We start from the raw sequence: 25517 nt of genomic DNA on the forward strand, positions 1-25517 counted from the left end.
ACGCGTCCCCTCGCTCTCCCGTGACCTTCCGACGACTTTCCGGCGGGCGTGCGCGGCTCTTGACCGAAAGCCCGCCCCTGGCCTCATATGAGACCGGGGCATATGGCCCTCCAGGGGGACGCCGTCAGGCGGGAGGCTCGGTGTGCGAGAGACGCGTGCGGCCCATGAAGCCCGCCGGGCCCGGGAGTTCGAGACGTTCGTCGCGGGTGCGGGCGGGCGGCTGCTGCACGCCGCCACGCTGCTCACCGCGGAGGCCCCGCACGACAACCCGCGCGCGCGTCGGCTGCTGACGCTGGCCCTCGCGCGCACCTACGCGTGCTGGGACCGGCTGCACGGCGAGGACCCGTACAACCGTGCCCGCGAGTATCTGGCCACCCGCTTCGCGCACGAGGCGTGGCACCAGTACGCGTGGCAGCTGTACGACGCCCTGCCCCTTGGCCGTACCCGCCCGCGCTCCGCCTCCGGCACGCTGGCGCAGCTCACCCCGCAGGAGCGCCTGATCCTGGTCCTGAGGCTCTACGAGGGCGTCGCCGAGGAACAGGTGGCGGCCCTGCTCGGGCTGCCGACGGAACGTGTCCGCACCGCCTGCGACCGGGCGACGGCGACGCTGCTGCATCCGCCGCGCGGACCGGCGCCCGCGGTGCGCCGGGCGAAGGCGGCGGCCTCGTGAACCGGGCCGAGCGGGAGGCCGCGGTACGCCGGATCATGGAGCGGACGGCGCCGCGCGTGCCGACGGACCTCCACGCCGACGTCGTACGCCGCGGCAGCCGTATCCTGCGCCGCCACACGCTCGCCCTGCGACTGCTGTGGCTGCTGCTGTTCGCGGCGACCGTGGCGTTCGTGGTGTGGGCGGCGGTGGCCCAGCCCTGGGTGGAGCCGCCGTCACAGACGACCCCACCGCTCACCGACTGGTAGCCCCTGGGGCTGTGGCCGGACAGGACCTGACCGCCGACCTAGCCGAGGGCCTGCTGCAGGTCCTCGAGGAGGTCGTCGACGTTCTCGATGCCCACGGAGAGCCGGACGAGGTCGCCGGGCACCTCCAGCGCCGAACCGGCCACGGACGCGTGCGTCATGCGCCCCGGGTGCTCGATCAGGGACTCGACGCCGCCCAGGGACTCCCCGAGGGTGAACACCTTGGCGCGATTGCAGACCTCGACGGCCGCCTCCTCGCCCCCGGTGACCCGGAAGGAGACCATGCCGCCGAACGCCCGCATCTGCTTGGCGGCGACCTCGTGACCGGGGTGGTCCGGCAGGCCCGGGTAGAGCACGTGCGTCACGCGCGCGTGCCGGGTCAGCATGTCGGCGACCTTGGTGGCGTTCTGGCTGTGCCGGTCCATGCGCACCGCCAGCGTCTTGGCGCCGCGCAGCACCAGCCAGGAGTCGAAGGGCCCGGCGACCGCGCCCATCGCGTTCTGGTGGTACGCCAGCTCCTCGCCGAGGGCCTCGTCGGCGGTGATCAGCGCGCCGCCGACGACGTCGGAGTGGCCGCCCATGTACTTCGTCAGGGAGTGCACGACGACGTCCGCGCCGAGCGACAGCGGCTGCTGCAGGTACGGCGTGGCGAAGGTGTTGTCGACGACGAGACGGGCGCCCGCGTCCCGGGCTACCTGGGCGACGGCGGCGATGTCGGTGATGCCCAGGAGCGGGTTGGAGGGGGTCTCCACCCACACGGCCTTGGTCTTCGGGGTGATCGCGGCCCGTACGGCGGAGGCGTCGCCGGTGTCGGCGACCGACCACTCCACGCCCCAGCGGGCGACGACCTTCGCGAAGAGACGGAACGTGCCGCCGTAGGCGTCGTTCGGGATGACCACGTGGTCGCCGGGGCTGAGCAGCGTACGCAACAGGCAGTCCTCGGCCGCCAGTCCGGAAGCGAACGCGAGGCCTCGGCGGCCGCCCTCGAGGGCCGCGAGGTTCTCCTCCAGGGCGGTCCTGGTCGGGTTGGCGCTGCGGCTGTACTCGTAGCCGCCGCGCAGTCCGCCGACGCCGTCCTGCTTGTAGGTCGAGACCTGGTAGATCGGCGGGACGACCGCGCCGGTGAGGGGATCGGCGGTGTTGCCCGCGTGGATCGCGAGGGTCTCGAAGTGCTGACTGATGTGCCTGTCGCTCATGGGCACCGAGCGTAGTCCGCTCACGCGCCCGGCGCGGGACGGCCGCCGGACCCGATCGCGGGACGGCCGTTCGGCCGGTCGCGGGGGCAGCGGCCGGGACGGAGGTTTTCCACAGGTGCGGGGCCGGGTTGGCCAATTGTCGGCGCGGTCTGGTTCGCTTGTGGCATGGAGATTCTCTGGGTCCTGATGGCGGTGGTCCTGATCGGCTTCGTGCTGCTGCCGTTCCTGCGGCGCAGGCGCGGCCAGGTCGAGCTGGTTCCGGCTGATCACCCGGACGCCGCGGACCCGGCGACCTACGGTTTCGTGCGCACGGAGGAGCTGGACATCCGCATGCCCGGCCCCGACCAGGACCTGCTGGACGTCCTGGACGTGGTGCAGCACACGCAGGACTACCGGGCGGCCCAGCAGTTGCTGGCCGGCACGGAGACCGAGGGTGAGCTGCGCTGGCAGCGCGTGCAGGCCTTCGCGGGGGCGGCGGCGCTGGAGCTGCAGCAGCGACCGGGCGGGGTCGGCGAGATACCGGGCGGGCAGTGGCTGCGGGTTTGGCGGACGGAGGCGCCGAAGGACGCGGGCGGTGCGGCCGTGCACGCCGAGTTCCTGGTGCAGCAGGCGTGGCGGACGTCGACGCCGGGCACGGACGACTTCCGGATCATCATGGAGGAGGCGAAGGACGCCTGCGGCCAGGCGGCACTGCTGGCTCCGGGTGACCCGATCCCGTACATCGTCGAGCTGTCGGTGGCCCGCGGTCTGCGGTACTCACAGGCGGAGTTCGAGCAGCTCTGGCTGAAGATCCTGGACCGCGCCCCGGCGCACATGGGGGCGCACCTCGCGGCTCTGCACTACTGGTGCGAGAAGTGGCACGGTTCGCGGGAGCTGGCGTACTCGTTCGCGGAAGCAGCGGCGGCAAGAGCGCCCCGTGGCTCCCTCCTCGCGGCCATGCCCCTCTTCGCGGTCTTCGAGCACCTTCCCGAGGTGAACCTGGTCAGCAGCTTCTACCAGAGCGAGGTCGTGACGAAGGCGATGCACGGCGCGCTGTTCGCGGTGCACGCGGCCCGGCCCGACGACCCGATGCTGGCGCACGTCCGTCACCTGCTGGTCTTCTTCCTGGTGCGCTCCGAGCGCTGGTCGGAGGCGATGAACCAGCTCATTCACGTGGACGGCCACGTGGGCGCGCTCCCCTGGACCCTCTCCCCCGATCCGGCCGCGGAGTTCGCGGTCTACCGCGCGCTGGCGGTGGCGGGCTACGAGGCCAACGGCGGCAGCCCGGCGAGCCTGCCGCACTGAGGCGGGCCGGAAGTCGGCTGGGCACGCACCAGCCGCCGAGCGGTGATGCCGCCTTCATCATGACAGGTGGAAGGCCGGTTTCGTAGGACGAAGGGCACAGCTCGGCAGCCTTGTCCGGCTGCTCCTGCGGCTCCCAGAATCGCCGTCGTGGATCACACCGGCGAGGTCGATCAGGATGCGGTGCTGCGGGCACGCACGATGTTGCTCGGATCAGCCAGACCGAGCGTCCGCCAACAGGTCGAGGCGTACCGAGTGCTTTCGGCGGTGAGTCCGCTGACGTACCTGCCGAAGCTGACCCGGGCACTGCTCTCGTACGGCTACGCGCAGGAGGTCCGAGACCGGCCGGAGGCGCGACTCGCACGCCACGCCGAGGCCGCTGCCACGGCACGGCGCATCGACTCGGGGGAGCCCAACAGGACCGAGTTGCTCGTCAGCGCTCTGTCCGCGTACCGGTACGAGCTGTATGCCGCCGGACGAAGGGCTGAGGGCCTCGCCATATGTGAGGAGATGGCCGAGGCCGGGCGATGGGGTTTCACGCACGGTCAAGTGCCGAGTCCCGTGTACGGACACGGGCAGCTGGCCACCGCGCTGGCCGAGGACGGCAATCACCGGGAGGCCGCGGAGCTCTGCGGACAACTGGTCCGGGCAACTCGCTCGGAAGGCTCGGCGCGGGTCGATTTCTGGACCGTGCTGGCATGGACAGCCGAGCTGGACGCGGCCGGATGTCACGACACGGCTCTGGCGGCCTTCGCGGACGTCGTGGATGCCGGCCGTGCCGAAGTCGATGAGGGCAACTCGCCGCTGGCCATCCTGACGTGGCAACTGGTCCACCAGGCCGGGATGCTGGACGCCGCCGGCCGACGCGTCGAGGCAGGCAGGGCCCGACAGGACGCCTTGGCCCGCCTGTCCGAGCTGGACAGGACCGGGGAACGCAAGAGCTGGAGCAACATCCTTTCGTGGTGGACCACGCTGTACGCCCTGTCCGGCCGGCGGACGGAGCCCGTCGCGTCTCCTGGTGCGCCCGCGCCCGCGTTCGGCTTCCCGTTCCATGACTGGTCACCCGACATCAAGCGGGCATACTTCGACAGCCTGCCCGCCCTCGAAGAACAGGTCGCCGGTCTGAGAGAAGCAGCCAGGACCGACCCCGGACATCTTCCCGCGCTGGTGGCCCTGCACCAGAGGCTCACCGTTCGCTCAGCCCTTTACCGGGAGAACCGCAGCTACCGCATCCTGAAGCCACTGCGCCCGATCTTCGATGAGAACGTGGCACTCGCGCGCCGCTCGGCCGACACGGCAGCCACGGAGCAGAGCCGGGAGGCACTGGGACAGGCGTTGACCGGCCGTTCCATGTTCCTCCTCGCCGCCCACCAGTACGGCGAGGCCTACGACGGCTACCGCGAGGTCGTCGACCTGCTGGGTTGACCCCTCACGTGATCGGCGTGCGGCAAAGACGTGTCCGGAGGGCCGTGTGTCCGGGCCGACGGTCGCCGTTCGGATCACCCAGGGCGGCTCATCAGGTGATTGCCGGTCGGCTTTTGAGCAGGGCAGCCGTCGCAGGGGTACGACGTCTGCGCAGACGTCTGCGCAGAGGACGAACCCAGAACGCGATGAGGAGCTTGCTGATGTACGCAGCGGTCCGGCGGTACGAAGGGGTGACCGATTCAGCCGAGGCGGCACGTCTCGTGAACGAGGGGTTCGTGCCGCTCATGCGCCAGGTCTCCGGCTTCGTGGCCTACTACTGGATCGATGCCGGGGACGGAGTGATGGTCTCGACCAGCGTGTTCCAGGACCGGGCCGGCGCCGACGAATCGGTTTCGAGGGCTGCGGACTTCGTGCGGGACAACCTTGCGTCGCTGCTCCCCAACCCTCCCCAGGTGATGGCCGGCAAGGTGGTGGCTTCCGCATGACAGCGTTCGAACCGGCCACATGAGACGGTCTCCCCTGGCCTGGATCACTCCCCTTCGGTGAACCCGCGAAAGTGTGGCTCATGGCCAGGTTCGTCCTGCGCCACGACCGCTCCCTGTCCCCGGGCCCGGCGACGTCGTGGAGACGGCCCCGATGGCCTGGTTCACCAGTCGTGCATGGTGCCGTCCCGCAGCCTGTTGACCGGCAGGTACGCCGGCTCGTAGGGGAAGTGGCGGGCCGCCTCGGTGTCCAGTTCGACTCCCAGGCCCGGGGTGTCGGACGGGTGCAGGAGTCCGTCCTCGAAGCGGAACGACGTGCGGAAGACCTCCAGCGTTCGCACGGAGTGCTGCATGTACTCCTGGATGCCGAAGTTGTGGACGGCCAGGTCCAGGTGGAGCGCCGCGGCCATGCCGACCGGGGAGATGTCGGTCGGGCCGTGCATCCCGGACTTGATGCCGTAGACGTCCGCGAGATCGAGCAGCTTCTTCACGGCGGTGACACCACCGGTGTGGGTGACGGCGGAGCGCACATAGTCGATCAGCCGCTCGCGGAGCAACGTGGTGTAGTCGTAGACCGAGTTGAAGACCTCACCGATCGCCAACGGTGTGGTCGTGTGCTGTCGGATCAGGCGCAGGGCCGTCTGGTCCTCCGCGGGCGTGGCGTCCTCCAGCCAGAACAGGTCGTACGGCTCCAGTGCCTTGCCCAGCTGAGCGGCCTGGATCGGTGTCATCCGATGGTGCCCGTCGTGCAGCAAGGGCAGCTCGGGGCCGAACTCCGCCCGGACGGCTTCGAAGACGGACGGCATGTGCCGCAGATACGCACGGGTGTCCCAGGTCTCCACCACCGGCAGGGGCCGCCCGCCGACGGCGGCTCGACGCGCGGGCTCGTAGTCGTAGCGCTCGCCGCCCTCCGCGCCGGAGGCAGCCACGCCGTACACGGAGTTCAGGCCGGGTATGCCGCTCTGAATGCGGATCGCACGGTAGCCCAGCTCCAGATGCTTGCGTACGGAGTCGAGCAGTTCGGGCACATCGCGGCCCGAGGCGTGCCCGTAGGCCAGGGCTCCGCTGCGGGAAGCGCCGCCGAGGAGTTGGTACAGGGGCATCCCGGCGCTCTTGGCCTTGATGTCCCAGAGCGCTGTGTCGACCGCCGCGACGGCCGCCATGGTCACGGGGCCGCCCCGCCAGTACGCGCCGCGGTAGAGGTACTGCCAGGTGTCCTCGATGCGGGAGGCGTCGGCTCCGAGGAGCAGGGGGATGACATGGCTGTCCAGGTAGGCCTGAACGGCCAGTTCCCGGCCGTTCAGCGTGGCGTCGCCGAGGCCGGTGAGGCCGTCCTCGGTGGTGATGCGCAGGGTGACGAAGTTCCGTCCCGGGCTGGTGACGATCACCTCGGCGGACACGATCCGCATGGCGAGGTCCCCTCTCTTCGATCGGGTCAATGGGTCGGTTGCCGCCGCGTGCGCCGGGCCAGCTCGGTCTGGACCTCGGCGACGATGCGTTCGACGGGCAGTGTCGCGTCGACGGTCATGCCGGCCTCGTCCTCCTGCAGTGGCTCGAGGTCCTCGAACTGTGAGGGCACCAGGGAGGCGGGCATGTAGTGCGACTGTCTTTCGGCCACGCGTGCGGTGGCCTCGGCCGGGTCGAGTTCCAGGTGCACGAAGAACGCATCGGGACGGGCCACACGCAGCAGTTCGCGGTAGATACGTCTGAGGGCCGAGCACGTGATCACCAGCCCTTCCTCCGAGCCCGCCGCCCGCATGCGGCCCGCGATGGCGGCCAGCCACGGACTGCGGCTGCGGTCGTCGAGACGCCCACCGTGTTCCATCGACTCGACGTTGCGTCTGGGATGGAAGCGGTCGCCCTCCTCGAAGGGCGCCCTGAGCGACTCCGCCAGGTACTGGCCGACGGTGGTCTTGCCGCACCCGGTCACCCCCATGACGACGACGGGGGCGCGCCGCGCACGGATCAACGCGGCCATGGCGTCCTGGAATCCGTCTCGACGGGCGATCGGCAGGCCGTTCGCGTTGAACTCGTCCAGCCCCGCCCGAAGACGGTCGAGTACGGCGGGGTCCTGCAGTCGGCCGCCCCGGATCTCGGCGAGGATGGCCTCCGCGAAGGCCTCGGAGGCCGTCGCCAGTCCCTGGTCGACGGCGTAGGCCAGCCCCATGTGCAGCCACATGGCGATCGGCTCCGGCCGCGTGGGATAGCTCTGTACGGTGTCGGCGCCGACCGCGGCGCGCGCCGACGTGACCGTCGCCTCCTGGTGGCCGCCCGCCCAGTCCCGGTCGATCCGGTGGTTCAAGGCCATGACGACCGGGTGGGACAGGCGCAGGAACAGCTCGTTGCGCGAGCCGGCCAGCAGGGTGCGGTGGAAGGCGGCGTCGACGTCCCGGAAGCGCTGCCGGATCGGGGCTCCTTGCCGCTGTCGCGCGAAGTCCGGTTCCTCGCTGAGGGCGAGCAGGGTGCGGGCTCGGCTGGTCAGGTCGTGACAGACCTCCGCGGACCTGCTCAGCGCCGCCAGCCTGGCCGCCCGGGGCTCGATCACCTCCCGCAGCTCGGTCAGCGACCGCATCTGGCTGTCGGGGGCCACCTCCAGACGCCACGCGATCACGTCGGGGTCCAGGAGGTCCCATCGTTCCAGCGCCTGAACGGTGGCTCCGATCCGCGGCTGCAGATTGATCAGGCCCTTCTGATGCAGCGTCTGCAGTGCCTCGCGCGCCATGGGCCGGGTGGTCCCGAACTCGTGCATGACGGCGTCCACGGTCAGGTGCTGATCGCGCGGCTTGGCCCCTTCCACGATCTGACAGCCCAGTAGTTCCACCACCTTGGCGGTGGAACCCCGAGTCGCGTCCTCGGAATCCACGTGTGGGTCTAATTCAGGACCAGTCATGGCGAGAACGTTAGGTCACAGAGCCGCTCTGGTCAGCAGTCCGGACAATGCCTGAAGAAGCGCAGAGAATCGTAAGGGGCGCACCGGCGCGCACGCCTCCCCCATGTCCACTCCCCTAAGCCCCCTTTCCAAGCGGGATGCCACATTAGAAGGCTTCTCTGGTACCGCTTACGTGGCTACGGTGGTCAGTCATCGATCCCACTCATTCGAGAGGTTCCGGTGGAGCCAATCCTGACGCAGCTGCAGGAGTGCCGTATGTCCGAACCGACCTCGCCCACGCCACCGCCGGAGCGACTGTCCCTGCGCTGGGCTCTCATCTTCTTAGCCGCGGTGGTCGCGGGACTGCTGGCAGGGCTGCTGACGTACGCCCAGTCGGGCAACTGGCCCGGATCGCTCATGGCAGCGCTGGGCGCGAGCGGCGCGGCACTCGTGGGCCTGCCGCTGCTGCTCTGAGACGAGTCGCGGGGTTCCGGTTCGCGTGCGAGCCTGAATCATGATCAGGAAAGTGTCCTCGCCTGTGCATATCGAGGCGACTCTCGATCCTCGGTTGTCCAGATGGCTTTGGCTGGTGAAGTGGCTCCTCGCGATTCCGCACTACATCGTGCTGTTCTTCCTGTGGATCGCGTTCGTCGTCGTGACCGTCTTCGCGTTCTTCGCCATCCTTTTCACGGGCCGATATCCCCGCCCCCTCTTCGAATTCAATGTGGGCGTCATGCGCTGGAACTGGCGGGTCAGTTTCTACGCGCACACCGCGCTCGGCACCGACCGGTACCCGCCGTTCACCCTCGCGAAGGCGCCCGACTACCCGGCGCGGTTCGACGTCGACTATCCCGAGCGCCTGTCCCGTGGGTTGGTCCTGGTGAAGTGGTGGCTGCTGGCGATCCCGCAGTACATCGTCGTCGGGATGTTCGTCGGCGACTGGGCGTGGGGCTGGGGAGGCGAGGACGGCTGGCACGGCGGTGGCCTGATTCCCTTTCTCTCCCTGGTCGCCGTGGTCATCCTGGCGGTGACGGCCCGTTACCCGGTTCAGCTGTTCGACCTGCTGCTCGGCCTGGCCCGTTGGGTCGCGCGGGTGGCTGCCTATGCCGCGCTGATGACCGATGACTACCCGCCGTTCCGTCTCGAGATGGGCGGACAGGCCTCCCCTCCGGCGGAGACCTCGGTGAGCGATTCCGGCCCCGGTCCCGGCCCTCGCCCAGGCCCCGGTCCCGACCCCAGCGCCCGCCCAGGCCCCGGCCCCGGAGGGCCGTAGCGGCCGGGTGGCTCACGTAAGCCGGCTCGGGTGGAATTCGGTTGCCTGCGGCGGGTCCGTGGGGGCTAGATGGCGGGCATGACTGACATCCAGGGCTCGTACGACGATCTGTTCACCGCGGTGCCCACGGCGCTGGCCGCCCTGCTGGACGGCGGGGACACGGGCGGCTCGGTGGCCGTCTTCGTGGACGGTGAGCCGGTGGTGGACGTCTGGGGCGGGTTCGCCGACGCGGAGCGCACGGTGCCGTGGCGGCGGGACACGATCGTCAACGTCTATTCCGTCACCAAGACGATGACGGCCCTGTGCGCGCTGGTGCTGGCCGACCGCGGCGAGCTCGATCTCGACGCGCCGGTCGCCCGGTACTGGCCGGAGTTCGCCGCGGCGGGCAAGGAAGGCGTGCTGGTACGGCACCTGCTCGCGCACACCGCGGGCCTGCCCGACTGGGAGGGGCCGGTGGAGGAGATCTACGACTGGCCGGCCGCCACGGCGCGCCTGGCCGCCCAGGCGCCGCAGTGGGAGCCGGGCAGCGCGGCCGGGTACCACTCGCTCACCCAGGGGTTCCTGGTGGGCGAGGTCGTACGCCGGATCACGGGCCTCAGTCCGGGCGAGTTCTTCGCCGCCGAGATCGCCGGACCGCTGGACGCGGACTTCCATATGGGACTGCCGGCCGAGCACGACCACCGGGTGGCGCCGATGGTCCCGCCCCCGTCCCGGGACGAGGACTACGCCGCGAGCGCGCCCGGCGGCAACACGGCCCCGACCGCCGCGACCGCGATCCGCGTCCGTGACGGCAACAGTGTGGCCTGGCGCCGGGCGCAGATCCCCGCCGCGAGCGGCTTCGGCAACGCGCGCTCGGTGGCCCTCGTCCAGTCGGCGATGGCCTGCGGGGGTGCGGTGCGCGGGGTGCGGCTGCTGTCGCGGGCGGGCCGTGACCGTGCGTGGGAGGAACAGTTCAGCGGCCAGGACCGCGTCCTGGGCATGCCGGTCAGCTGGGGACTGGGCTACGGGCGGTTCGGCGACACCTACGGGTGGGGCGGCTGGGGCGGCTCGCTCGTCATGATCGACCCCGAGGCGCGGATGACGGTGGCGTATGTGACGAACCAGATGTGCGAGCCCGCGGACGACACGCGGGGCATGGAGATCGTGATGTCCGTCTACGACGGCCTCAAGGGGCTTCGGGCGGGTGGCTGAGGAGAGGCGGAGTCCGTGAGCAGCGGTGATGAGAGCGGTCGGGTGTTCCTGATCGGCGGCGGGTGGGACGGGACGGTCGCCGACGTCGTCTACGGGCCGTTCCTGCGTGCCGCGGCGTCCGGCTCGGCGTCCGGCTCGGCGATGGGCTCGGGGGCCGGCCCGGGGGCCGGCCCGGGGGCCGGGGGCGGCTCCGGTCCGCGCGTCCTCTGTGTGCTCGTCGACGAGGGCGACGGCGCCGAGCAGTTCGCGCGGTACGACGTCACGTTGCGGAAGGCCGGGCCGTGCACGCCCGTGCCGTCGCTGGTGCCGGTCGGGCAGCGGTTCGACGTCGGCGCGCTCCCCGGGGACGTGGACGGGGTGCTCGTCTGCGGTGGGCTGACGCCCGCGTATCAGGAGGCGTTCGCCGGACAGCTCCGTTCTTTGCCCGCCCTGCTCGCCGAGCGCGGTGTTCCCTACGCCGGCTTCTCCGCGGGGGCCGCGGTCGCGGCGCGGGACGCGGTGGTCGGGGGGTGGCTGATGGACGGGGTCGCCGTGTGTCCGCCGGACGCCGGCGAGGATCTCGAGGAGGTCGAGGTGCGGCCCGGGCTCGGGCTCGTGCCGTTCGGGGTGGACGTGCACGCCGCACAGTGGGGGACGGTGGGGCGGCTGGCCGCCCTGGTGGCCGCCGGGCGGCCGGCGCACGGGGTGGCCATCGACGAGAACACCCTGGTGGAGGTCGGCGTCGGGGGCGCAGGCGGATCCGGCCGGGCGCGGGTGACGGGACTCGGGCGGGCCCACTCCGTGCGGCCCGCTCCCGGGGGCGGGGTCGTCGTGCGGTCCTACGGCGACGGCGAGACGTTCCCCATCGCCTGAGCCTGCCCACCCAGCTGCCCCGGGCGGGAACCCGGAGGTGCCCGGCGCCCCTCCTGAAGGGCATGAGTACCGACACGCTCACGGACCTGAAGACCGGCGCGACCGGCGGCGCCGACACCGGCAGCGCGGCCAAGGACGACCCCGAGGGCTGGGGCATCGCGTCCTGGTCCGTCGTACTGCTCGCGCTCGGGGTGTTGGCGGCGTACGCGTTCAACGTGTTCGAGGACCGGCACTCCGGCGCGGAGTCGGCGGCGTGCCACGACCTGGCGAACACCTGGCCGATGTACGCGGCGGCGTACGCCGGGCTCCTCACCACCCTCGCCGCCGTGACGCTCGCCGGCCGGCGGCTCCTGCGGCCGCTGCGCCCGCGCGGCCCGGTGCAGATGGCCGGGTTCGTGCTGCCGGCCGGGCTGCTGCTGCTCGGCCTCCAGGCGCTGATCGTGTGGTCGCTGTACCAGCCGTCTTCGGGCGGCACGGCCGGCTGCGCGGGATGAGGCGGGGTCCCCGGCGTTCCTGCCAGGGGCCCCGCTCACCGTACGATCCTCAGATCCTCAGATCGTCGACACGTCGATCACGAAGCGGTAGCGGACGTCGCTGCTGAGCACCCGCTCGTACGCCTCGTTGATCTCCGACGCGCTGATCAGCTCGATCTCGGCGCCGAAGCCGTGCTCGGCGCAGAAGTCGAGCATCTCCTGGGTCTCCTGGATGCCGCCGATGCCGGAGCCCGCGAGGGTCTTGCGGCCGCTGATCACCGAGAACAGGTTGAGGTCGACGGGCTCCTCGGGCGCGCCGACGTTCACGAAGGCGCCGTCGGTGCGGAGCAGCCTCAGGTAGGCGTCCAGGTTCAGCGGGGCCGAGACCGTGGAGAGGATCAGGTCGAACGTGCCGGCCAGCTCCTTGAAGGTGTTCTCGTCGCTGGTGGCGTAGTAGTGGTCGGCGCCCAGCTTCAGCCCGTCCTCCTGCTTGCGCAGCGACTGGGACAGCACGGTCACCTCGGCGCCGAGCGCGTGCGCGATCTTGACGCCCATGTGACCGAGGCCGCCCATGCCGAGGATCGCGACCTTCTTGCCGGGGCCGGCGTTCCAGTGCTTGAGCGGGGAGTACGTGGTGATGCCGGCGCAGAGCAGCGGCGCGGCGACGTCGAGGGAGAGACCGTCGGGGATGCGGACGACGTAGTTCTCGTCCACGACGATCTTCTGCGAGTAGCCGCCGTAGGTGGGCTCGCCGTCCTTGCCGACGGCGTTGTACGTGCCGACGCTGCCGCCGGTGCAGTACTGCTCCAGACCGGCCTTGCAGTTGTCGCACTCACGGCAGGAGTCGACGAGACAGCCGACGCCGACGCGGTCGCCGACGGCGTGCCTGGTGACGCCGGGGCCGACCTCGGAGACGACGCCCGCGATCTCGTGGCCCGGGACCATCGGGAAGATGGCCTCGCCCCAGCCCTCGTTGGCCTGGTGGATGTCGGAGTGGCAGATGCCCGCGAACTCGATGTCGATCAGGACGTCGAACTCGCCGACCGGACGGCGCTCGATCGTCGTGCGCTCCAGCGGGGCCTTGGCGGCGGGTGCGGCGTACGCGGCAACGGTGGTCATGCCGGGGGTCTCCTAGCGGGGGGTTGCGTAGTCCCCGGCCTGCCTTCGGGCCGGGGCTTGCCTCCAGACTGCCCGACGGCGCGGAAATCACCCAGGCCACACCTGTGTGTACGTCTGCTGTGCCTACCACTGGCGGGGTCAGGCTCCTGTGCGTACGACCGGGAATACTGGACGGCATGGACGAACACCCCGAACCCGCCGGCGTCCCCCTTGACCGGCGGGCCGAACTCAGCGAGTTCCTGCGCACCCGGCGGGCCCGGCTGAAGCCCGACGACGTGGGGCTGCCGGACTTCGGACGGCACCGCAGGGTGCCGGGGCTGCGGCGCGAGGAGCTGGCGCAGCTGGCCGGGGTGTCCGTGGCGTACTACACGCGCCTGGAGCAGGGCAACGGGCGCAACGTGTCGGCGGAGGTGCTGGACTCGATCGCCCGGGCGCTGCGGCTGACGGACGCCGAGCATGCCCACCTCACCCACCTGGCGAAGCCGAAGCACAAGAAGAAGCAGACGGCACGGCCGCAGCAGGCGCGGGTGTCGCTGCGGCAGCTGCTGACCACGATGGACTCGGTGCCGGCGTACATCGTCGGGCGGCGCTCGGAGATCCTGGCGTGGAACCGGATGGCGGCGGCGGTCTTCGGCGACTGGGCGGAGCTGCCGGCGGCGGAGCGCAACTGGGCCCGGCTGGTCTTCCTCCACCCCGCCTACCGCGATCTGTTCGTGGACTGGGAGCAGAAGGCGATCGACATCGTCTGCGCCCTGCGGATGGACGCGGGCTGCTATCCGGACGATCCTCGGCTGTCGGCGCTGGTGGGCGAGCTGTCGGTGAAGAGCGAGGACTTCCGGCGGCTGTGGGCCACGCACGACGTCAAGGAGAAGAGCCACGGCGTGAAGCGGATGAGGCATCCGCTGGTCGGCGAACTCTCCCTGAACTTCGAGGGGTTCAGGCTTCTCGACGACGGCGAGCAGACGATGGTGACGTACCACGCGGAGCCGGATTCGGCCTCGGCGGAGGGGCTGCGGCTGCTGGCCAGCTGGGGCGCTGACGCGACGCGGGCGGGGGCGGAGTCTCAGACACCGTCCGCTTGAGAGTGCGCTTGAGAGTGCACTTGAGAGCGCGCCTGTGCTGGTGCGGGCGTTGCTGGGGGCTGCCCGCCCCCAGACCCCCGCTTCAGCCCTGGTAGGGCGGGGCCGCCCCCCACCCCCACTTCGGCACCGGCTGCTCCGCCGGCGGCTTGGCGTCCGGGCCGGAGAAGTACACGGCCAGCCGCGTGCCCCACTCCACGTAGGCGAGGAACGCCGAGCGGAACTCGGCGTCGGTCGGCAGCCCGGCCTCGTCGGCGGCGTCCTGGATGAGGTTCACCCAGCGGCGACGCTGGGGCTCGCTGATGTCGCGGCCGATGTGCTTGGCCACCATGTGGCTGTGGCCGCCCTGAGTCGCCGAGTAGGTCTGCGGCCCGCCGAACACCTCCGCGAGCCACAGGGCGACATGCTCGGCGTGCTCGGGGGCGAGGCCCGCGAAGACCGGCGCGAGGAGGTCGTCGGCGAGCACCTTCGTGTAGAAGGCCTCGGTCAGCCGGGCGAAGGCCTCCGCCCCGCCCGCCCACTCGTAGAGCGTGGGCACGGCAGAGCCGGCGCCGCGCACCGACGTGGCCTTGTAGTGGCGCATCTCGTCGATGTCCTTGATGAACGGCCGGATCTCCGCGAGAAAGGCCGGGAACAGGTCCGAGGTGCGGAATCCCTGGAGATGGTCCTCGGTCGACGTCCAGGTGATCCGCAGGATGAAGTGCTCGAAGTCCTCCTCGCAGCGGGCGAGTTCGTAGTCGACGCAGTGCGGGGATTCCGCGAGCTGCCGCGCGGCGCGGCTGTAGGCGGCGAGGAATTCCGCCGACCGGTCCTCGGGGATGCGGTACCGGATGTACTCGACTGTGGTGGGTGCGCTGGCTGTCTCGGCTGCCGTCATGGGGCCACGCAAACACGAAGGGGGCGGCGGAGGCTGCTGTTCCGCGGCGTGTTCGCTCAGCGCACAGGAGACTCCCCCGGGCGCAGGGCCGACGCTGGGGCGCGCGGGCGAGGCGCGTCCGTTTCCCGCCCGCTCCAACTGGGCTCCCATGAGCCCCTGTTGACAAGGATCCCGCGCTCGATGGCTCGGAAATTCTTCGCTGTAGCGGGGTACGCCGGGCCCTCCGCGCCCCACTCCTCGGTCAGCCGGGGAACTCCCCGGCCGAACCGAGGAGGAGCGAGGGTTCATGTTGTTCCGCATCGACCAGCGTCACCGTGACGAGGACAGGGCGCTGGTCCAGCGCTTCAAGGCACATCCAGCACCGTCACCGGAGCGCGACCGGGCGTTCGGTGAGCTTCTCACCCGCCACCGACGGCTGGTGCTCTCGTACTGTCGGCGCTGGGTCGACGATCCGGGCCTCGCCGAGGACGTCGCCCAGCAGGTGTTCCTGGCCCTGTGGAAGGGGCTGGACCGCATGGAGAACCCGGACGGGCTGCACAGCTGGCTGCGCACGGTCACCCACCACCAGTGCACCGCGCAGTTCGCCGGTCCTGCGCAGGACCGCAGGCCCCACCGCAGGCTTCGTCCCCCGGAGGTCCTCGCGTCACACGACCAGGCCCTGTTCGAGAACGCGGCGACGGTCGGCGAAGAGGAGGACAGCGTCCTGCTCGCCCTCCAGGTCGATCAGCTGGGCGCCGTCCTGGACCGGTTCGCGGGCGCCCTGCCTCCCCGGCTCCAGCCGGTCTACCGGCTGCATGTGCGCGAGGGCTGGGACGGAGAGGAGCTGAAGCGGCGGCTCGGGGTTCCGGACGCCACGATGCGCCGGTTCAAGTCCGACCTGCTGACGGAGGAGTTGGCGCGGCTCCTCGTCACCAACCTCGTCGCGGCTGAGGCTTTGGACCGCGGCAGGGAGGCATCCTGCGGCCGGCTGCTCGACCTGCTGGGCGAGCGGAGGTCCGATGAACCGCTGACGCGCTCCCTTGTCCTGAAGGTCGACAAGCACCTGCGGCAGTGCACCGCCTGCGAAGTCCGCGAGCAGCACTTCCGGCAGGAATGGCGTCGGGCGCTGCCCCTGCTCGTCAGCTCCGGCCTGCACGAGCCCGAGTCCGACCACATCGAGCTCACGGCTGCCGCGCACGACCTCGCCCGGTGCGGGCACCAGCCGCCTGCGGGGACGGTACGGCGTACGGGGCGCCGGCTCGCCGTCGCGCTGGTCGTCCTGCTGGGCACCCTCGCGGGCGGCGTGGCCTGGCAGGTGGACGGCGGGCGGTCCGCGGACACGGTCCTGGCCGGTCCCGACGCTCCCGGGTCGTCCGGCGGCCGATCGTCGTCGGGAAGCGCCCCGGACACCGGCTCGTCATCGCCCCACTCACCTGACTCCGGCGACGGCGACGGCGACAGCGACAGCGACGGCGACCGGGGCGCGGGGTCGAGCGCCGGGAAGAAGACGACTCCGAACGGGAGCAACCCCAGCAACCACGGGAAGGGTGGGAAGGACAAGAAGGACGGGAAGGGCAGGGCCGACGGGAACGACGGGGACGACGGGGACGACGGGGACGACGGCGGCTCGGGCGACCGCATCGGCACCGATCCCAGCGCCAATCCCGGCGACGGGCCCAGCCCCTCCGCCCCCGGCCAAACCGACCCCTCCCCAGGCCCCGACCCCGCACCCGACCCGCCGCCGGCCGAACTCCCGCCTCCGCACGCCCCAACGCCTCCTTCGTCGGCCCCCGCACCGCCGACGCCGCACAAGCTGGTCGTCCACCTCAACGCCCCTTCGGCCGGTGGTGTGAGCGTCGCGGTCAACGGCGCCGGGCTCGGTACGTGCTCCAAGGCCTACGAGGCGCCGGCGAAGGACTGCGCCTACACCGTCCACGTCGGTGACACCGTGCACCTCGCGCCGCTCAACAGCCTCGTCACCTGGGGCGCTCCCTGCGCCGGCGGAGCCCCGGAGGCCCTGTGCGAGTTCCTCGTCGCAGGGGATGTCACCACGAGCCTGACCACGAGTTACAACCCGGGCTGAGAAAAATCCTCGAAGACGTACGAAACGAGGGGACAAGTCCGCGGACGCGCCCCACCACTGCGGTGCGCGGGACTCCTCCCGCGCACCGGATCCGCATCCAGCCAAGGAGAGCAGTGATGCTGCACAGCACCTCTCGAACCCCGCGTCGCGCAGCCCGTCGCACAGCCCGGCTCGCCGCCCTCTCGGCGACCGCGGCCGTCCTCGCGTCGATCGTGTCGACGGCCCCGGCCGCGACGGCCGCCCCCGTCGGGAACTGCCCGCACGGCACCGTGGTGCGCCAGGCCCAGCCGGGAGGCGATCACACCTGTGTCGCCCCGGCCACACTGGGCCGCCGGATGACCGCCTTCGTGCCCGCCCGCCACGGATTCGCGTTCCGCAACAACTTCCAGACCGCCCCGTTGTTCGACATCCGCGTCCGCGGCCTGTGCGGCGGCATGTCCTACGCGGCACTCGACCACTTCTTCAGCCGCCGCCCCATCCCCGCGCAGAACACCGCGCCCGCCGCCGGAACGCCCCTGTTCCGCTACATCAACTCCCGCCAGTGGGACTCCGTCCTGCCCAACCTCGACAAGTGGACGGAGCTCACCGTCAACCCGTTCGGCTGGCGCAACCAGGAGTTCTTCCACTGGGGCCTGCAAGGCTTCGGGGGCGGGCGGCTGCAGGAGCTGAGGGAGTCCATCGACGCCGGCCGGCCGGCCCCGCTGGGCCTGTTCAAACAGGACAGCGGGCTCTTCGGGCCGCACCACCAGGTCGTCGCGATCGGCTACCAGCTCGGCCGCTACACCGGAGACCTGGGCTCCTTCCAGTCCGACCTCAGGATCTTCGTCTACGACCCCAACCACCCCGGCAAGATCATGACCCTGGCGCCGCGCCCGAACCAGAACCTCTTCGGCTACCTCGAGTCGCCCGGCGAGACCTGGCGCACGTACTTCGTGGACCGCAAGTACGCCCGCCGCACCCCGCCCGCCTTTCCGGCCCCGCCGCCCACCCGCCCCGGCACCGTCTCCGAGCTGCTGGTCACCATCGGCACCGGCGGCGACGACCTGCGCGGCGGGAACGACAACGCCGACCTGACCGTCGCCTTCAAGCACCGGCCGGCGCTGCGGATCCCGAACATCAACCACGGCGCCCGCTGGATCGGCCGTCACGCCCAGACCGTGCGCGTGCCGCTGCCCCGCCCCGTCGAGCCGGCCGAGTTGTCCTCGCTGACCCTGTCCACCGCGTTCGGCGGCGGAATCGGCGGCGACAACTGGAACGTGGACAGTCTGCGGATCACCGCCTCCGACGGCACGCCGCTCTTCCAGAACAGCGGCAACCCGCTGGTGCGCTTCACCGGACAGACCCACACCTTCACCGCACCGCTCGGCTGAACCGCCCACGCGGGCTGTGCCGTCCGGCGCCCCCGGACGGCACAGCCCGCGTCAGGCCGACGCCGCGTTCTCCTTCACCGTGATCCTCCCCTTGCGGATCGTCGCCAGGCGCGGCGCCTTCTTCGCGATCGAGGAGTCGTGGGTGACCATGATGAAGGTCAGCCCGTGCTCCTTCCACATGGTGTGCAGCACATCCATGATCTCGTCGCGCATGCTCTCGTCGAGGTTGCCGGTCGGCTCGTCGGCGAGCAGCACCTTCGGCTGCTTCACCAACGCGCGGGCGATGGCGACGCGCTGCTGCTGGCCGCCGGACATCTCGGACGGCAGGTGCCCGATCCGCTCGCCGAGGCCGACCGACGTCAGCGCCTCGGCGGCCCGCTCGCGGCGCTCCTTGGGCTTCACGCCGAGCGGGACGAGGGCGGTCTCGACGTTCTCCTGCGCGTTGAGCGTCGGGATGAGGTTGAAGGACTGGAAGACGAAGCCGATGTTCTCGCTGCGCACCTTCGTCAGCCTGGCCTCGGAGAGCTTGGCCAGGTCGACGCCGTCGAGGACGACCTCGCCCGCGGAGGGCCGGTCGAGCGCGCCGATCATCTGCAGCAGTGTGGACTTGCCGCCGCCGGTGGGGCCCTGGATGACGAGCCGGTCGCCGTCCGGGATGGTCAGGTCGACGCCGTCCAGAGCGTGGACCGTCTCCTTGCCCCGGGTGTAGCGCTTGGTGACACCTCTGAGTTCGTACATGGGGACAACAACTCCTGGAACTGGTAGGTGGGTTGGCTACTCGACGCGGCGCAGCGCGTCCGCCGGGCGCAGCCGCGACGCCCGCCAGCCGCCGAACGCCCCGGCGATCAGACCGCCGGCCACGGCGAGAGCCACCGCGATGGCCACCGTCGTGACGCTCACCGGCGCGGTCAGCGCGACGTCGAGGGTCTTGGACGCCGCCCGGCGCCCGAACCCGCCGAAGCCGCCGCCACCGCCGGGACCGCCCTGGCCGCCGCCACCACCGCCCAACTGGGCCTGCAGCGTGGGGCTGACGGCGGTCACGGCGTAGGCGCCCGCCAGGCCGAGCGCGATGCCCAGGGCGCCGCCCAGCAGGCCGTTGACCATGGCCTCGCCGACGACCTGCCGGGTGACCCGGCCGGACTTCCAGCCCAGCGCCTTCAGCGTGCCGAACTCACGGACACGGCGGGAGACCGCCGAGGAGGTGAGCAGACCGGCGACCAGGAAGGCGGCGATCAGGACGGCGATGGACAGCCACTTGCCGACGTTGGTGGCGAGGGAGGAGGCCGTGGAGAGAGAGCCGGAGACGGTGTCGGCGAGGTCGGCGGAGGTCGTCACCGTCGTACCCGAGACGTTCTTCTGGATCGTCGACTTGACGTTGCCGATCTTCTGGGAGTCGGTCGCCTTGACGTAGATCGTGGTGACCTTGTTCTTCGAGTCGCTGAGGGCCTGGGCCTGGGCCAGCGGGATGTAGACGTTGGCGGCGGCGTCGCCGCTGTCGGCCGTGGCGATGCCGATCACCGAGAACTTGACGTTGCTGATGGTGAGCGTGGAGCCGACCTTGAGCGACTTCTCCTTGGCGTACGCGGAGTCGAGGACGGCGACCTTGCCGTCGGTCTCGGTGGTCTTGAAGGTACGGCCGCCGGTGATCGTGGAGGAGGTCAGCGGGCCGAGCGCGGGCTGGGTGACGTCGGTGCCGTAGACGGAGTAGTTGTTGACGTCGAAGTTGGCGCCGCCGCCCCGCACTTCACCCTGCGGCCGGCCGCTCCCCTGACCGCCGCCGGGGCCACCCTGGCCGCCGCCGGTACCGCCGCCGCTACCGCTACCGCCGCCGTTCTGCTGGAACTGGCCGCGGGTGAACTGGCCGTTGATCTTGATGACCTGAAGGCTCAGCCCGCCGACCGCGTCGGCGACTCCGCTCTGCTTGCCGACCTTGGTGACGGTCGCGGTGGACAGGGTCTGGAAGCCCTGCACCAGGACGCGGTCGGTGCTCTGCTCGGCGCCGGAGTCGTTGTCCTGCGCGTCGAACCGGAAGCGCGGCCGGTCCGAGGGGTTCGCGGTGGGCGTCGCGGCCTTGGTGACCGTCATGTCCGTACCCAGGCCGTACAGCGACTGCAGGACCTTGTCCTGGGCCTTCCCCATGCCGGAGGACACGGAGGTGACCACGATGACCAGCGCGATGCCCAGCGCGAGGCCGGAGGCGACGACGAGTGCCGCTTTTCTGCGGCGGCGCAGTTCGCGCCTCAGGTAGGTGAAGAACATGGCCGCAAGGTAGGTACGGCGCGTGATGAAGGCATAAGGCCGACATAAGAGAACGATGAGAAGGCTGTCCGAGGGCCAGAAATCCGCTCGCACCCACCTGTCGGCGGACGGCGCCGGCGGGGCCCGCGGACCCGTACGGTTGCCCGACCCCGACGGCGGATCAACAATGAGTAGGGGTGTTCTGTCGGCACCGGGAGCAATCCATGGGAGCCAGAACTCCACGTCCGGGACTGTTGGACGGCGACGGCGACATCGCCATCCACAAGTGCTCGTCCTGGTCTCAACGAACCACCGCTCATGTCGCCGATCTGCAAGGGCAGATCAACAGGCTGAAGAGCCGGGCCGGAGCCGAGGCCGGAGCCGGAGCCGGTCTCGACACGGGATGCGTCGAGAAGGCGGAGACCCATCTCAGAGCGGCCCGGGAAGCACTGGGCGGCAGGGGACTCTGGCAGCGCCTCTCCGGCAGGGCCTCGGACCGGGCGCTGGCGAACGTCCATGAGGCCGAGGTCGCGATCGTACGCCTGGTCCCGGAGAACGAGTTGCGCGGGAAACTCCTGCCCGTCCTCGTTCAGGCCCGGCTGCATCTCGATCCGGGCGATGCGCGTCTGCAGCGGCTGGAACAGGTGGCGTCGCGGTCGCGCAACGGCAAAGTCACCGAGGACGACCGGGAGTTGCTCGCACACACGCTGCACAGCGCCTACCAGGCCGAGCAGGCGGAGCGGGCCAAGGTCCGCAGCTTCATCGCCATCGTCGGGGTGGCGACCGTCGTCATGGCGCTGATAGCCGTCGGCTTCGCCCTGTGGGCCCTCACGGATGCGCATGGCGTCGGGACAAGATTCTGCTTCCCGATGAACGCCGACAACCCGAACGCCGTACCCACCGTCTGCCCGCTCGGGGACGAGCCGTCCTGGCAGGGGGTCTGGTTCGTCGAGTTCTGCGGAATGCTCGGCGCCGCGGTCGCCGGGGCGATCTCCCTGCGTGAGGTCCGGGGGACCGCCGGCCCCTACCGGGTGGCCTCCGGGCTGCTCCTGCTGCGACTTCCCGTCGGGGCGCTCACCGCCGTCATCGGGATCATCCTGCTCAGTGGCCGGTTCTTCCCGGGGCTCACCGCCCTCGACACGTCCACGCAGATCATCGCGTGGGCCATCGCGTTCGGCGTGCTGCAGGAGCCCGTGACCCGTGCCATCGACCGGCAGGGCCAGTTCCTGCTGGAGAACGTGCGGGCCTCCGGACGCAAGCCGGACAACGGCCCCGGAAAGCGGCCACGGCCGGGCAGGAAGCCCCCCGCGTCCTCGTCTCAAGCCTCGCACCCGGAGCCGGAGCCCGAGCCCGAGCTGGAGCCCCAGTCCGAGCCCGAGCTGGAGCCCCAGTCCGAGCCGGAGCCGGAGCCGGCGGGCGAGCCCGAGCCGAAGGCGCGAGGCGGTGCGGTGTCCCGGGTCCTCGGGCGGAGGTCCGCTTCCCGGGCCCCGCGACGCCCCGACTGAAAGGGCGGGTCATGCGAAAGGCGGTCACCCTCTCGGGCAACCGCCTTCAGCACACACGGAGTCGGGTCAGGACCGGCCTCAGACGGCCGAACCCGCCTTCCACTGCGCCCAGTCCATGTTCCAGCCGTTGAGGCCGTTGTCCGGCGCGACCGTCTTGTCGCCGGTGTTGGAGACGACCACGACGTCACCGACGATCGAGTTGGTGTAGAACCAGTAGCCCGCCGTGCCCGTGTCGTTGGCGCCCTTGGTGTCGGACAGACCCACGCAGCCGTGGCTGGTGTTCACCGAGCCGAAGATGGACTTCGCGCCCCAGTAGTTGCCGTGCACGAAGGTGCCGGAGTTGGTGAGGCGGATGGCGTGCGGCACGTCCTTGATGTCGTACTCGCCCTTGCCGTCGTCGTCGGTGAAGCCCACGGTCGCGCCGTTCATGCGCGTCTCCTTGAACTTCTCCGACATCACCATCTGGCCCTCGTACGTCTTGTTGTCAGGCGAGCCGGCGGAGATCGGGATGGTCTTGATGACCGCGCCGTTGTGCGTGACCTTCATCTGCTTGGTCTTCGCGTCGACGTAGGAGACCTGGTTGCGGCCGATCTTGAAGGTGACCGTCTTCTGCTGGACTCCGATGACACCCTTGGCGCCCTCCACACCGTCGAGCGCGAGCTTCAGCGTGACGGTGGAGTTCTCCTTCCAGTAGTCCTTGGGCCGGCAGTCCATGCGCTGGGTGGAGAACCAGTGGCAGACGACCTCCTGGCCACTGGTGGAGGTGACAGTGACGCCCTTCTGGACGGCCGCCTTGTTGGTGATCTCCTTGTTGAAGTTGATCGACACCGGCATGCCCACGCCGACGGTCGAGCCGTCCTCGGGCGTGAAGTTGCCTATGAAGCTGTTGGCCGGGGAGACCGTGGTGAACGAGGCGTTCTCGTGGGCCTCCAGGCCCGCGGAGTCCTTCGCGCTGGCCGCCACCTTGTAGGTGGTGGACCGCTCCAACTGGCTGTTCGGCTTCCAGCTGGTCTTGTCGGCGGAGAGCGTGCCCTGGACGGCGGTCCCCTCGGCGGTGGTCATCGTCACCGTGGTGAGCGTGCCCTTGCTCACGGTGACGGCCGCCGAGTTGTTGATGGAGGCGTTGTTCGAGCCGTCCGCAGGTGTGATCTTGATCTGGGCCTCGGAGGACTTCTTGGCCGCCGCCTCGTCGGCCTTGGCCTGCGAGGAGCTGCCTCCGCCGTCGGAGGCGCCACTGTCGCCGCCGGAACACGCAGAGAGCACCAGAACACCGCCGAGCAGGGCGGACGCGGCCATCAGACCTCGACGCCGCCTACTGTCCGTCATCACACGCTTCTCCATCGTTGCCGATTACAGAACCCCGAGAGTCCCCGTCAAAAAACATCAACGCTACGACCAGTTCGTCCCGTTCCACATTTCCCGAAGGTGTGGGGCACGCCACGTTCATGGCGTGGTTGGTGCGGGTGTCGGTTCGTGCGCCTGCTGAGACGAAGAAACCCCGGGCGGCGGTTGCCGTCCGGGGTCACGGTTTCCCCAAGACGCTCAGCCGATGCCGACCTCTTCGTCGTCCGACTCGCCGTCGGACTCCCCATCATGGTCGACATCATCGTCGTCGAGGTCCCACTCCGGCGAATCCGGGTCGTAGTCGATCCGCTCGCTGGACCAGGAGGCCTGCTGGAGCTCCACCCCGGGCACCTGACTGACCAGGTCGAACGGGTCGACGAGGTAGGCGAGGGCCTCCGCGGTGTCTTCCGTCACAGCGCCCTCGGTGTGCGCGCGCTCGTCGTCCGGCAGCTCCGCGTCCGAGGCCACCCGCCGCAGGGCCGCCTTGCTCACGGCGTCCTCGTCGTGAATTTCCAGCACGAGTTCCACGCGAAGCCGTACAAAACGTGATGTCTCTTCAGAGTTCATGGCCGGAGCGTACGACTCAGAGCTCCTGCAACTTTCCCGCGACCCGCGCCTTTCATTAGCATCGGGCCACACGGCCAATTCGCCAGCGTCACAAGGGGATCGATATTCCGTGTCATCCGCTCGCCGTCCGTTGCTGACCGCCACCGCCGCGGGGACCCTGTTGGGCGCCCTGTGGTTCGTCCCGTCCGCCAACGCGTCCCAGGACGCCCCGGCCAGAACGGAAACGACGACGCAGGTCACCACGCAGGCACGGGTCGCGTCGTCGACGACGTCCGAGTCGTCGTCGGAGTCGTCGTCATCGCAATCGTCGACCTCGCAATCGTCGTCGGAGTCCTCGGAGTCGGCAGTCGGGACGGCGGCCCGAACCACGGCCGACGACGGCACCCGGCTCGCCGACACCGGAAGCTTCGACACGACCCCGTACGTCGTCGGCGGGACCACGCTTCTCGCCCTCGGCGCCGGCTTCGTCGTTTATTCGGTTCGCCGGGAACGTCTGGGTTTTTGAATTAACTTGACTGTTCTTTGACGGGTTCTTCATAGTTCGCCCATGAAGAGATCATCGGGGGCGCGGCTGTGCGCCACGGCCGCCATCGGCGCACTGTCACTCTCCCTCCTCACCGCCTGCTCGGACGACGGGTCGAAGGACACCGCGGACTCCAAGCCGTCTGCCTCCGCATCGGCGTCCACCTCCTCGTCGGCCCCGGCCGGCAAGGCCCTCACCAGCGCCGAGCTGGAGAAGCTGCTGCTCGCCAAGGGCGACGTCAAGGGTTACAAGGTCGGCCCGAAGGACCCGTCCGCCACAACCTCCAAGTCCGCGTTGAAGGTCGACAAGGCCGCGTGCAACCCGATCGCCTGGGCCACGAACGGGCTCGCTCCGGGCGACACGGACGCGAACGCCACCAACAGCCTCACGGAGGAGAAGCCGACGGCCGCCACCGCGCAGCCCAAGGACCTCGAGGACGCCTTCAGCATCAAGATGACGTACGTCGGCCTCTCGTCCTACGAGGCCGACGGCGCCGAAAAGACGATGAAGGCCCTGTCCGACGGGGTGACGGCGTGTGCCGGCGGGTACGGCTTCAACGTCGACGGTGAGGCCTCGAAGGTCGTCAAGGTCGCCGCGGCGAAGGGCTCCGGGAAGGGCGAGGAGTCGGTGGCGTTCCTCCAGGAGACAACGGTGGAGGGCCAGAAGATCACCGCCCACACCGAGGTGGTGCGCAAGGGCGGCACCCTCGCCACGTTCTTCACGATGGACGTCGCCAAGCTCGTGCAGGGCGGAGACATGGGCCCCGTCCCCGCCGCCGTGCTCGACGCACAGGTCGCCAAGCTCAAGTAGCCCGCCGGACCCCCGTAGGGGCCCTGCCGTCGCGCTCTCATCACGCGCGTACGGCAGGGCCCCGACCGC

Annotated in this window: 25 protein-coding genes; 16 read left to right on the top strand and 9 right to left on the bottom strand. The window is 70.4% G+C overall.

Annotated features, from left to right (window positions below; translation table 11 throughout):
- Window positions 1–142 precede the first annotated feature (142 nt).
- Both B5557_RS16345 and B5557_RS16350 read left to right on the top strand, forming a co-directional pair.
- Window positions 143–670, top strand: a complete 528-nt coding sequence (locus B5557_RS16345; RefSeq protein ID WP_079660106.1) for a sigma factor-like helix-turn-helix DNA-binding protein — start codon at window positions 143–145, stop codon at window positions 668–670.
- Entirely contained in the window at window positions 667–915 is a 249-nt protein-coding gene (locus B5557_RS16350; RefSeq protein ID WP_079660107.1) for a hypothetical protein, read from the top strand. The genes B5557_RS16345 and B5557_RS16350 overlap by 4 nt, the downstream gene beginning before the upstream one ends.
- A 38-nt stretch (window positions 916–953) precedes the next feature.
- Here B5557_RS16350 and B5557_RS16355 read toward each other — a convergent pair whose 3' ends face one another.
- Window positions 954–2108 carry a cystathionine gamma-synthase gene (locus B5557_RS16355; protein WP_079660109.1) on the bottom strand — a complete coding sequence of 385 codons (1155 nt, stop codon included), beginning with the start codon at window positions 2106–2108 and terminating at the stop codon, window positions 954–956.
- 165 nt (window positions 2109–2273) lie between these two features.
- Here B5557_RS16355 and B5557_RS16360 point away from each other — a divergent pair, with 165 nt between their 5' ends.
- The 3 genes from B5557_RS16360 to B5557_RS16370 all read left to right on the top strand — a co-directional run bounded on the left by B5557_RS16360 (window position 2274) and on the right by B5557_RS16370 (window position 5299).
- Window positions 2274–3392, top strand: a complete 1119-nt coding sequence (locus tag B5557_RS16360) for a hypothetical protein (RefSeq protein ID WP_079660110.1) — start codon at window positions 2274–2276, stop codon at window positions 3390–3392.
- Window positions 3393–3539: 147 nt separating this feature from the next.
- Window positions 3540–4814 (top strand): hypothetical protein, encoded by a 1275-nt coding sequence (locus tag B5557_RS16365; RefSeq protein ID WP_079660112.1) that lies wholly within the window; start codon window positions 3540–3542, stop codon window positions 4812–4814.
- Window positions 4815–5014: 200 nt separating this feature from the next.
- Entirely contained in the window at window positions 5015–5299 is a 285-nt protein-coding gene (locus tag B5557_RS16370; protein ID WP_079664813.1) for a hypothetical protein, read from the top strand.
- Window positions 5300–5460: 161 nt separating this feature from the next.
- Here B5557_RS16370 and manD read toward each other — a convergent pair whose 3' ends face one another.
- Window positions 5461–6705 carry a D-mannonate dehydratase ManD gene (gene manD, locus B5557_RS16375; protein ID WP_079660113.1) on the bottom strand — a complete coding sequence of 415 codons (1245 nt, stop codon included), beginning with the start codon at window positions 6703–6705 and terminating at the stop codon, window positions 5461–5463.
- 26 nt (window positions 6706–6731) lie between these two features.
- Window positions 6732–8159: a gluconokinase, GntK/IdnK-type gene (locus B5557_RS16380; protein WP_159424389.1), complete on the bottom strand. Its 1428-nt coding sequence runs from the start codon at window positions 8157–8159 to the stop codon at window positions 6732–6734.
- A 282-nt stretch (window positions 8160–8441) separates the two neighbouring features.
- Between B5557_RS16380 and B5557_RS16385 the strand changes: the two genes are divergently transcribed.
- The 5 genes from B5557_RS16385 (at window position 8442) to B5557_RS16405 (ending at window position 11975) form a co-directional block, all read left to right on the top strand.
- Complete coding sequence (locus B5557_RS16385; protein ID WP_079660116.1) at window positions 8442–8639, top strand: hypothetical protein; 198 nt, start codon at window positions 8442–8444, stop codon at window positions 8637–8639.
- 40 nt (window positions 8640–8679) lie between these two features.
- Window positions 8680–9438 carry a DUF4389 domain-containing protein gene (locus tag B5557_RS16390; RefSeq protein ID WP_079660118.1) on the top strand — a complete coding sequence of 253 codons (759 nt, stop codon included), beginning with the start codon at window positions 8680–8682 and terminating at the stop codon, window positions 9436–9438.
- A gap of 78 nt (window positions 9439–9516) precedes the next feature.
- The gene (locus tag B5557_RS16395) at window positions 9517–10629 is read left to right on the top strand and encodes a serine hydrolase domain-containing protein (protein WP_079664814.1); all 1113 of its coding nucleotides are present in this window, start codon (window positions 9517–9519) and stop codon (window positions 10627–10629) included.
- Between the two features lie 15 nt (window positions 10630–10644).
- Window positions 10645–11481: a hypothetical protein gene (locus B5557_RS16400; protein WP_079660119.1), complete on the top strand. Its 837-nt coding sequence runs from the start codon at window positions 10645–10647 to the stop codon at window positions 11479–11481.
- Between the two features lie 62 nt (window positions 11482–11543).
- The gene (locus tag B5557_RS16405) at window positions 11544–11975 is read left to right on the top strand and encodes a hypothetical protein (protein WP_079660121.1); all 432 of its coding nucleotides are present in this window, start codon (window positions 11544–11546) and stop codon (window positions 11973–11975) included.
- Between the two features lie 57 nt (window positions 11976–12032).
- Here B5557_RS16405 and B5557_RS16410 read toward each other — a convergent pair whose 3' ends face one another.
- Window positions 12033–13073, bottom strand: a complete 1041-nt coding sequence (locus B5557_RS16410; RefSeq protein WP_079660122.1) for an NAD(P)-dependent alcohol dehydrogenase — start codon at window positions 13071–13073, stop codon at window positions 12033–12035.
- A gap of 176 nt (window positions 13074–13249) precedes the next feature.
- On the opposite strand from B5557_RS16410, the gene B5557_RS16415 reads away from it, so the two are divergent.
- Window positions 13250–14155, top strand: coding sequence for a helix-turn-helix domain-containing protein (locus tag B5557_RS16415; protein WP_079660123.1), 906 nt, complete (start codon window positions 13250–13252; stop codon window positions 14153–14155).
- A gap of 82 nt (window positions 14156–14237) precedes the next feature.
- On the opposite strand, the gene B5557_RS16420 is transcribed toward B5557_RS16415, so the two are convergent.
- Window positions 14238–15029 carry a group II truncated hemoglobin gene (locus B5557_RS16420; protein WP_079660125.1) on the bottom strand — a complete coding sequence of 264 codons (792 nt, stop codon included), beginning with the start codon at window positions 15027–15029 and terminating at the stop codon, window positions 14238–14240.
- A 286-nt stretch (window positions 15030–15315) separates the two neighbouring features.
- Here B5557_RS16420 and B5557_RS16425 point away from each other — a divergent pair, with 286 nt between their 5' ends.
- Both B5557_RS16425 and B5557_RS16430 read left to right on the top strand, forming a co-directional pair.
- A complete protein-coding gene (locus B5557_RS16425; RefSeq protein ID WP_079660126.1) occupies window positions 15316–17091 on the top strand; it encodes an RNA polymerase sigma factor in 1776 nt (591 codons plus the stop codon).
- 116 nt (window positions 17092–17207) lie between these two features.
- On the top strand, window positions 17208–18461 hold the full coding sequence (locus B5557_RS16430; RefSeq protein WP_079660127.1) for a hypothetical protein: 1254 nt from the start codon (window positions 17208–17210) through the stop codon (window positions 18459–18461).
- Window positions 18462–18512: 51 nt separating this feature from the next.
- Here B5557_RS16430 and B5557_RS16435 read toward each other — a convergent pair whose 3' ends face one another.
- Together B5557_RS16435 and B5557_RS16440 are read right to left on the bottom strand one after the other, a co-directional pair.
- Entirely contained in the window at window positions 18513–19199 is a 687-nt protein-coding gene (locus B5557_RS16435; protein WP_079660128.1) for an ABC transporter ATP-binding protein, read from the bottom strand.
- Between the two features lie 36 nt (window positions 19200–19235).
- Window positions 19236–20720: an ABC transporter permease gene (locus tag B5557_RS16440; RefSeq protein ID WP_079660129.1), complete on the bottom strand. Its 1485-nt coding sequence runs from the start codon at window positions 20718–20720 to the stop codon at window positions 19236–19238.
- 203 nt (window positions 20721–20923) lie between these two features.
- On the opposite strand from B5557_RS16440, the gene B5557_RS44100 reads away from it, so the two are divergent.
- Window positions 20924–22204: a hypothetical protein gene (locus B5557_RS44100; protein WP_162499668.1), complete on the top strand. Its 1281-nt coding sequence runs from the start codon at window positions 20924–20926 to the stop codon at window positions 22202–22204.
- A gap of 78 nt (window positions 22205–22282) precedes the next feature.
- Here B5557_RS44100 and B5557_RS16450 read toward each other — a convergent pair whose 3' ends face one another.
- Window positions 22283–23545, bottom strand: coding sequence for a L,D-transpeptidase (locus tag B5557_RS16450; RefSeq protein WP_079660131.1), 1263 nt, complete (start codon window positions 23543–23545; stop codon window positions 22283–22285).
- Window positions 23546–23746: 201 nt separating this feature from the next.
- Window positions 23747–24115, bottom strand: coding sequence for a hypothetical protein (locus B5557_RS16455; RefSeq protein ID WP_079660133.1), 369 nt, complete (start codon window positions 24113–24115; stop codon window positions 23747–23749).
- Between the two features lie 109 nt (window positions 24116–24224).
- Here B5557_RS16455 and B5557_RS16460 point away from each other — a divergent pair, with 109 nt between their 5' ends.
- Both B5557_RS16460 and B5557_RS16465 read left to right on the top strand, forming a co-directional pair.
- Window positions 24225–24620, top strand: a complete 396-nt coding sequence (locus B5557_RS16460; protein WP_231976366.1) for an LPXTG cell wall anchor domain-containing protein — start codon at window positions 24225–24227, stop codon at window positions 24618–24620.
- Between the two features lie 42 nt (window positions 24621–24662).
- Window positions 24663–25448 carry a hypothetical protein gene (locus B5557_RS16465; RefSeq protein ID WP_079660136.1) on the top strand — a complete coding sequence of 262 codons (786 nt, stop codon included), beginning with the start codon at window positions 24663–24665 and terminating at the stop codon, window positions 25446–25448.
- Window positions 25449–25517 lie beyond the last annotated feature (69 nt).

The sequence above is a fragment of the Streptomyces sp. 3214.6 genome, assembly GCF_900129855.1.
Taxonomy (GTDB): Bacteria; Actinomycetota; Actinomycetes; order Streptomycetales; family Streptomycetaceae; genus Streptomyces; species Streptomyces soliscabiei.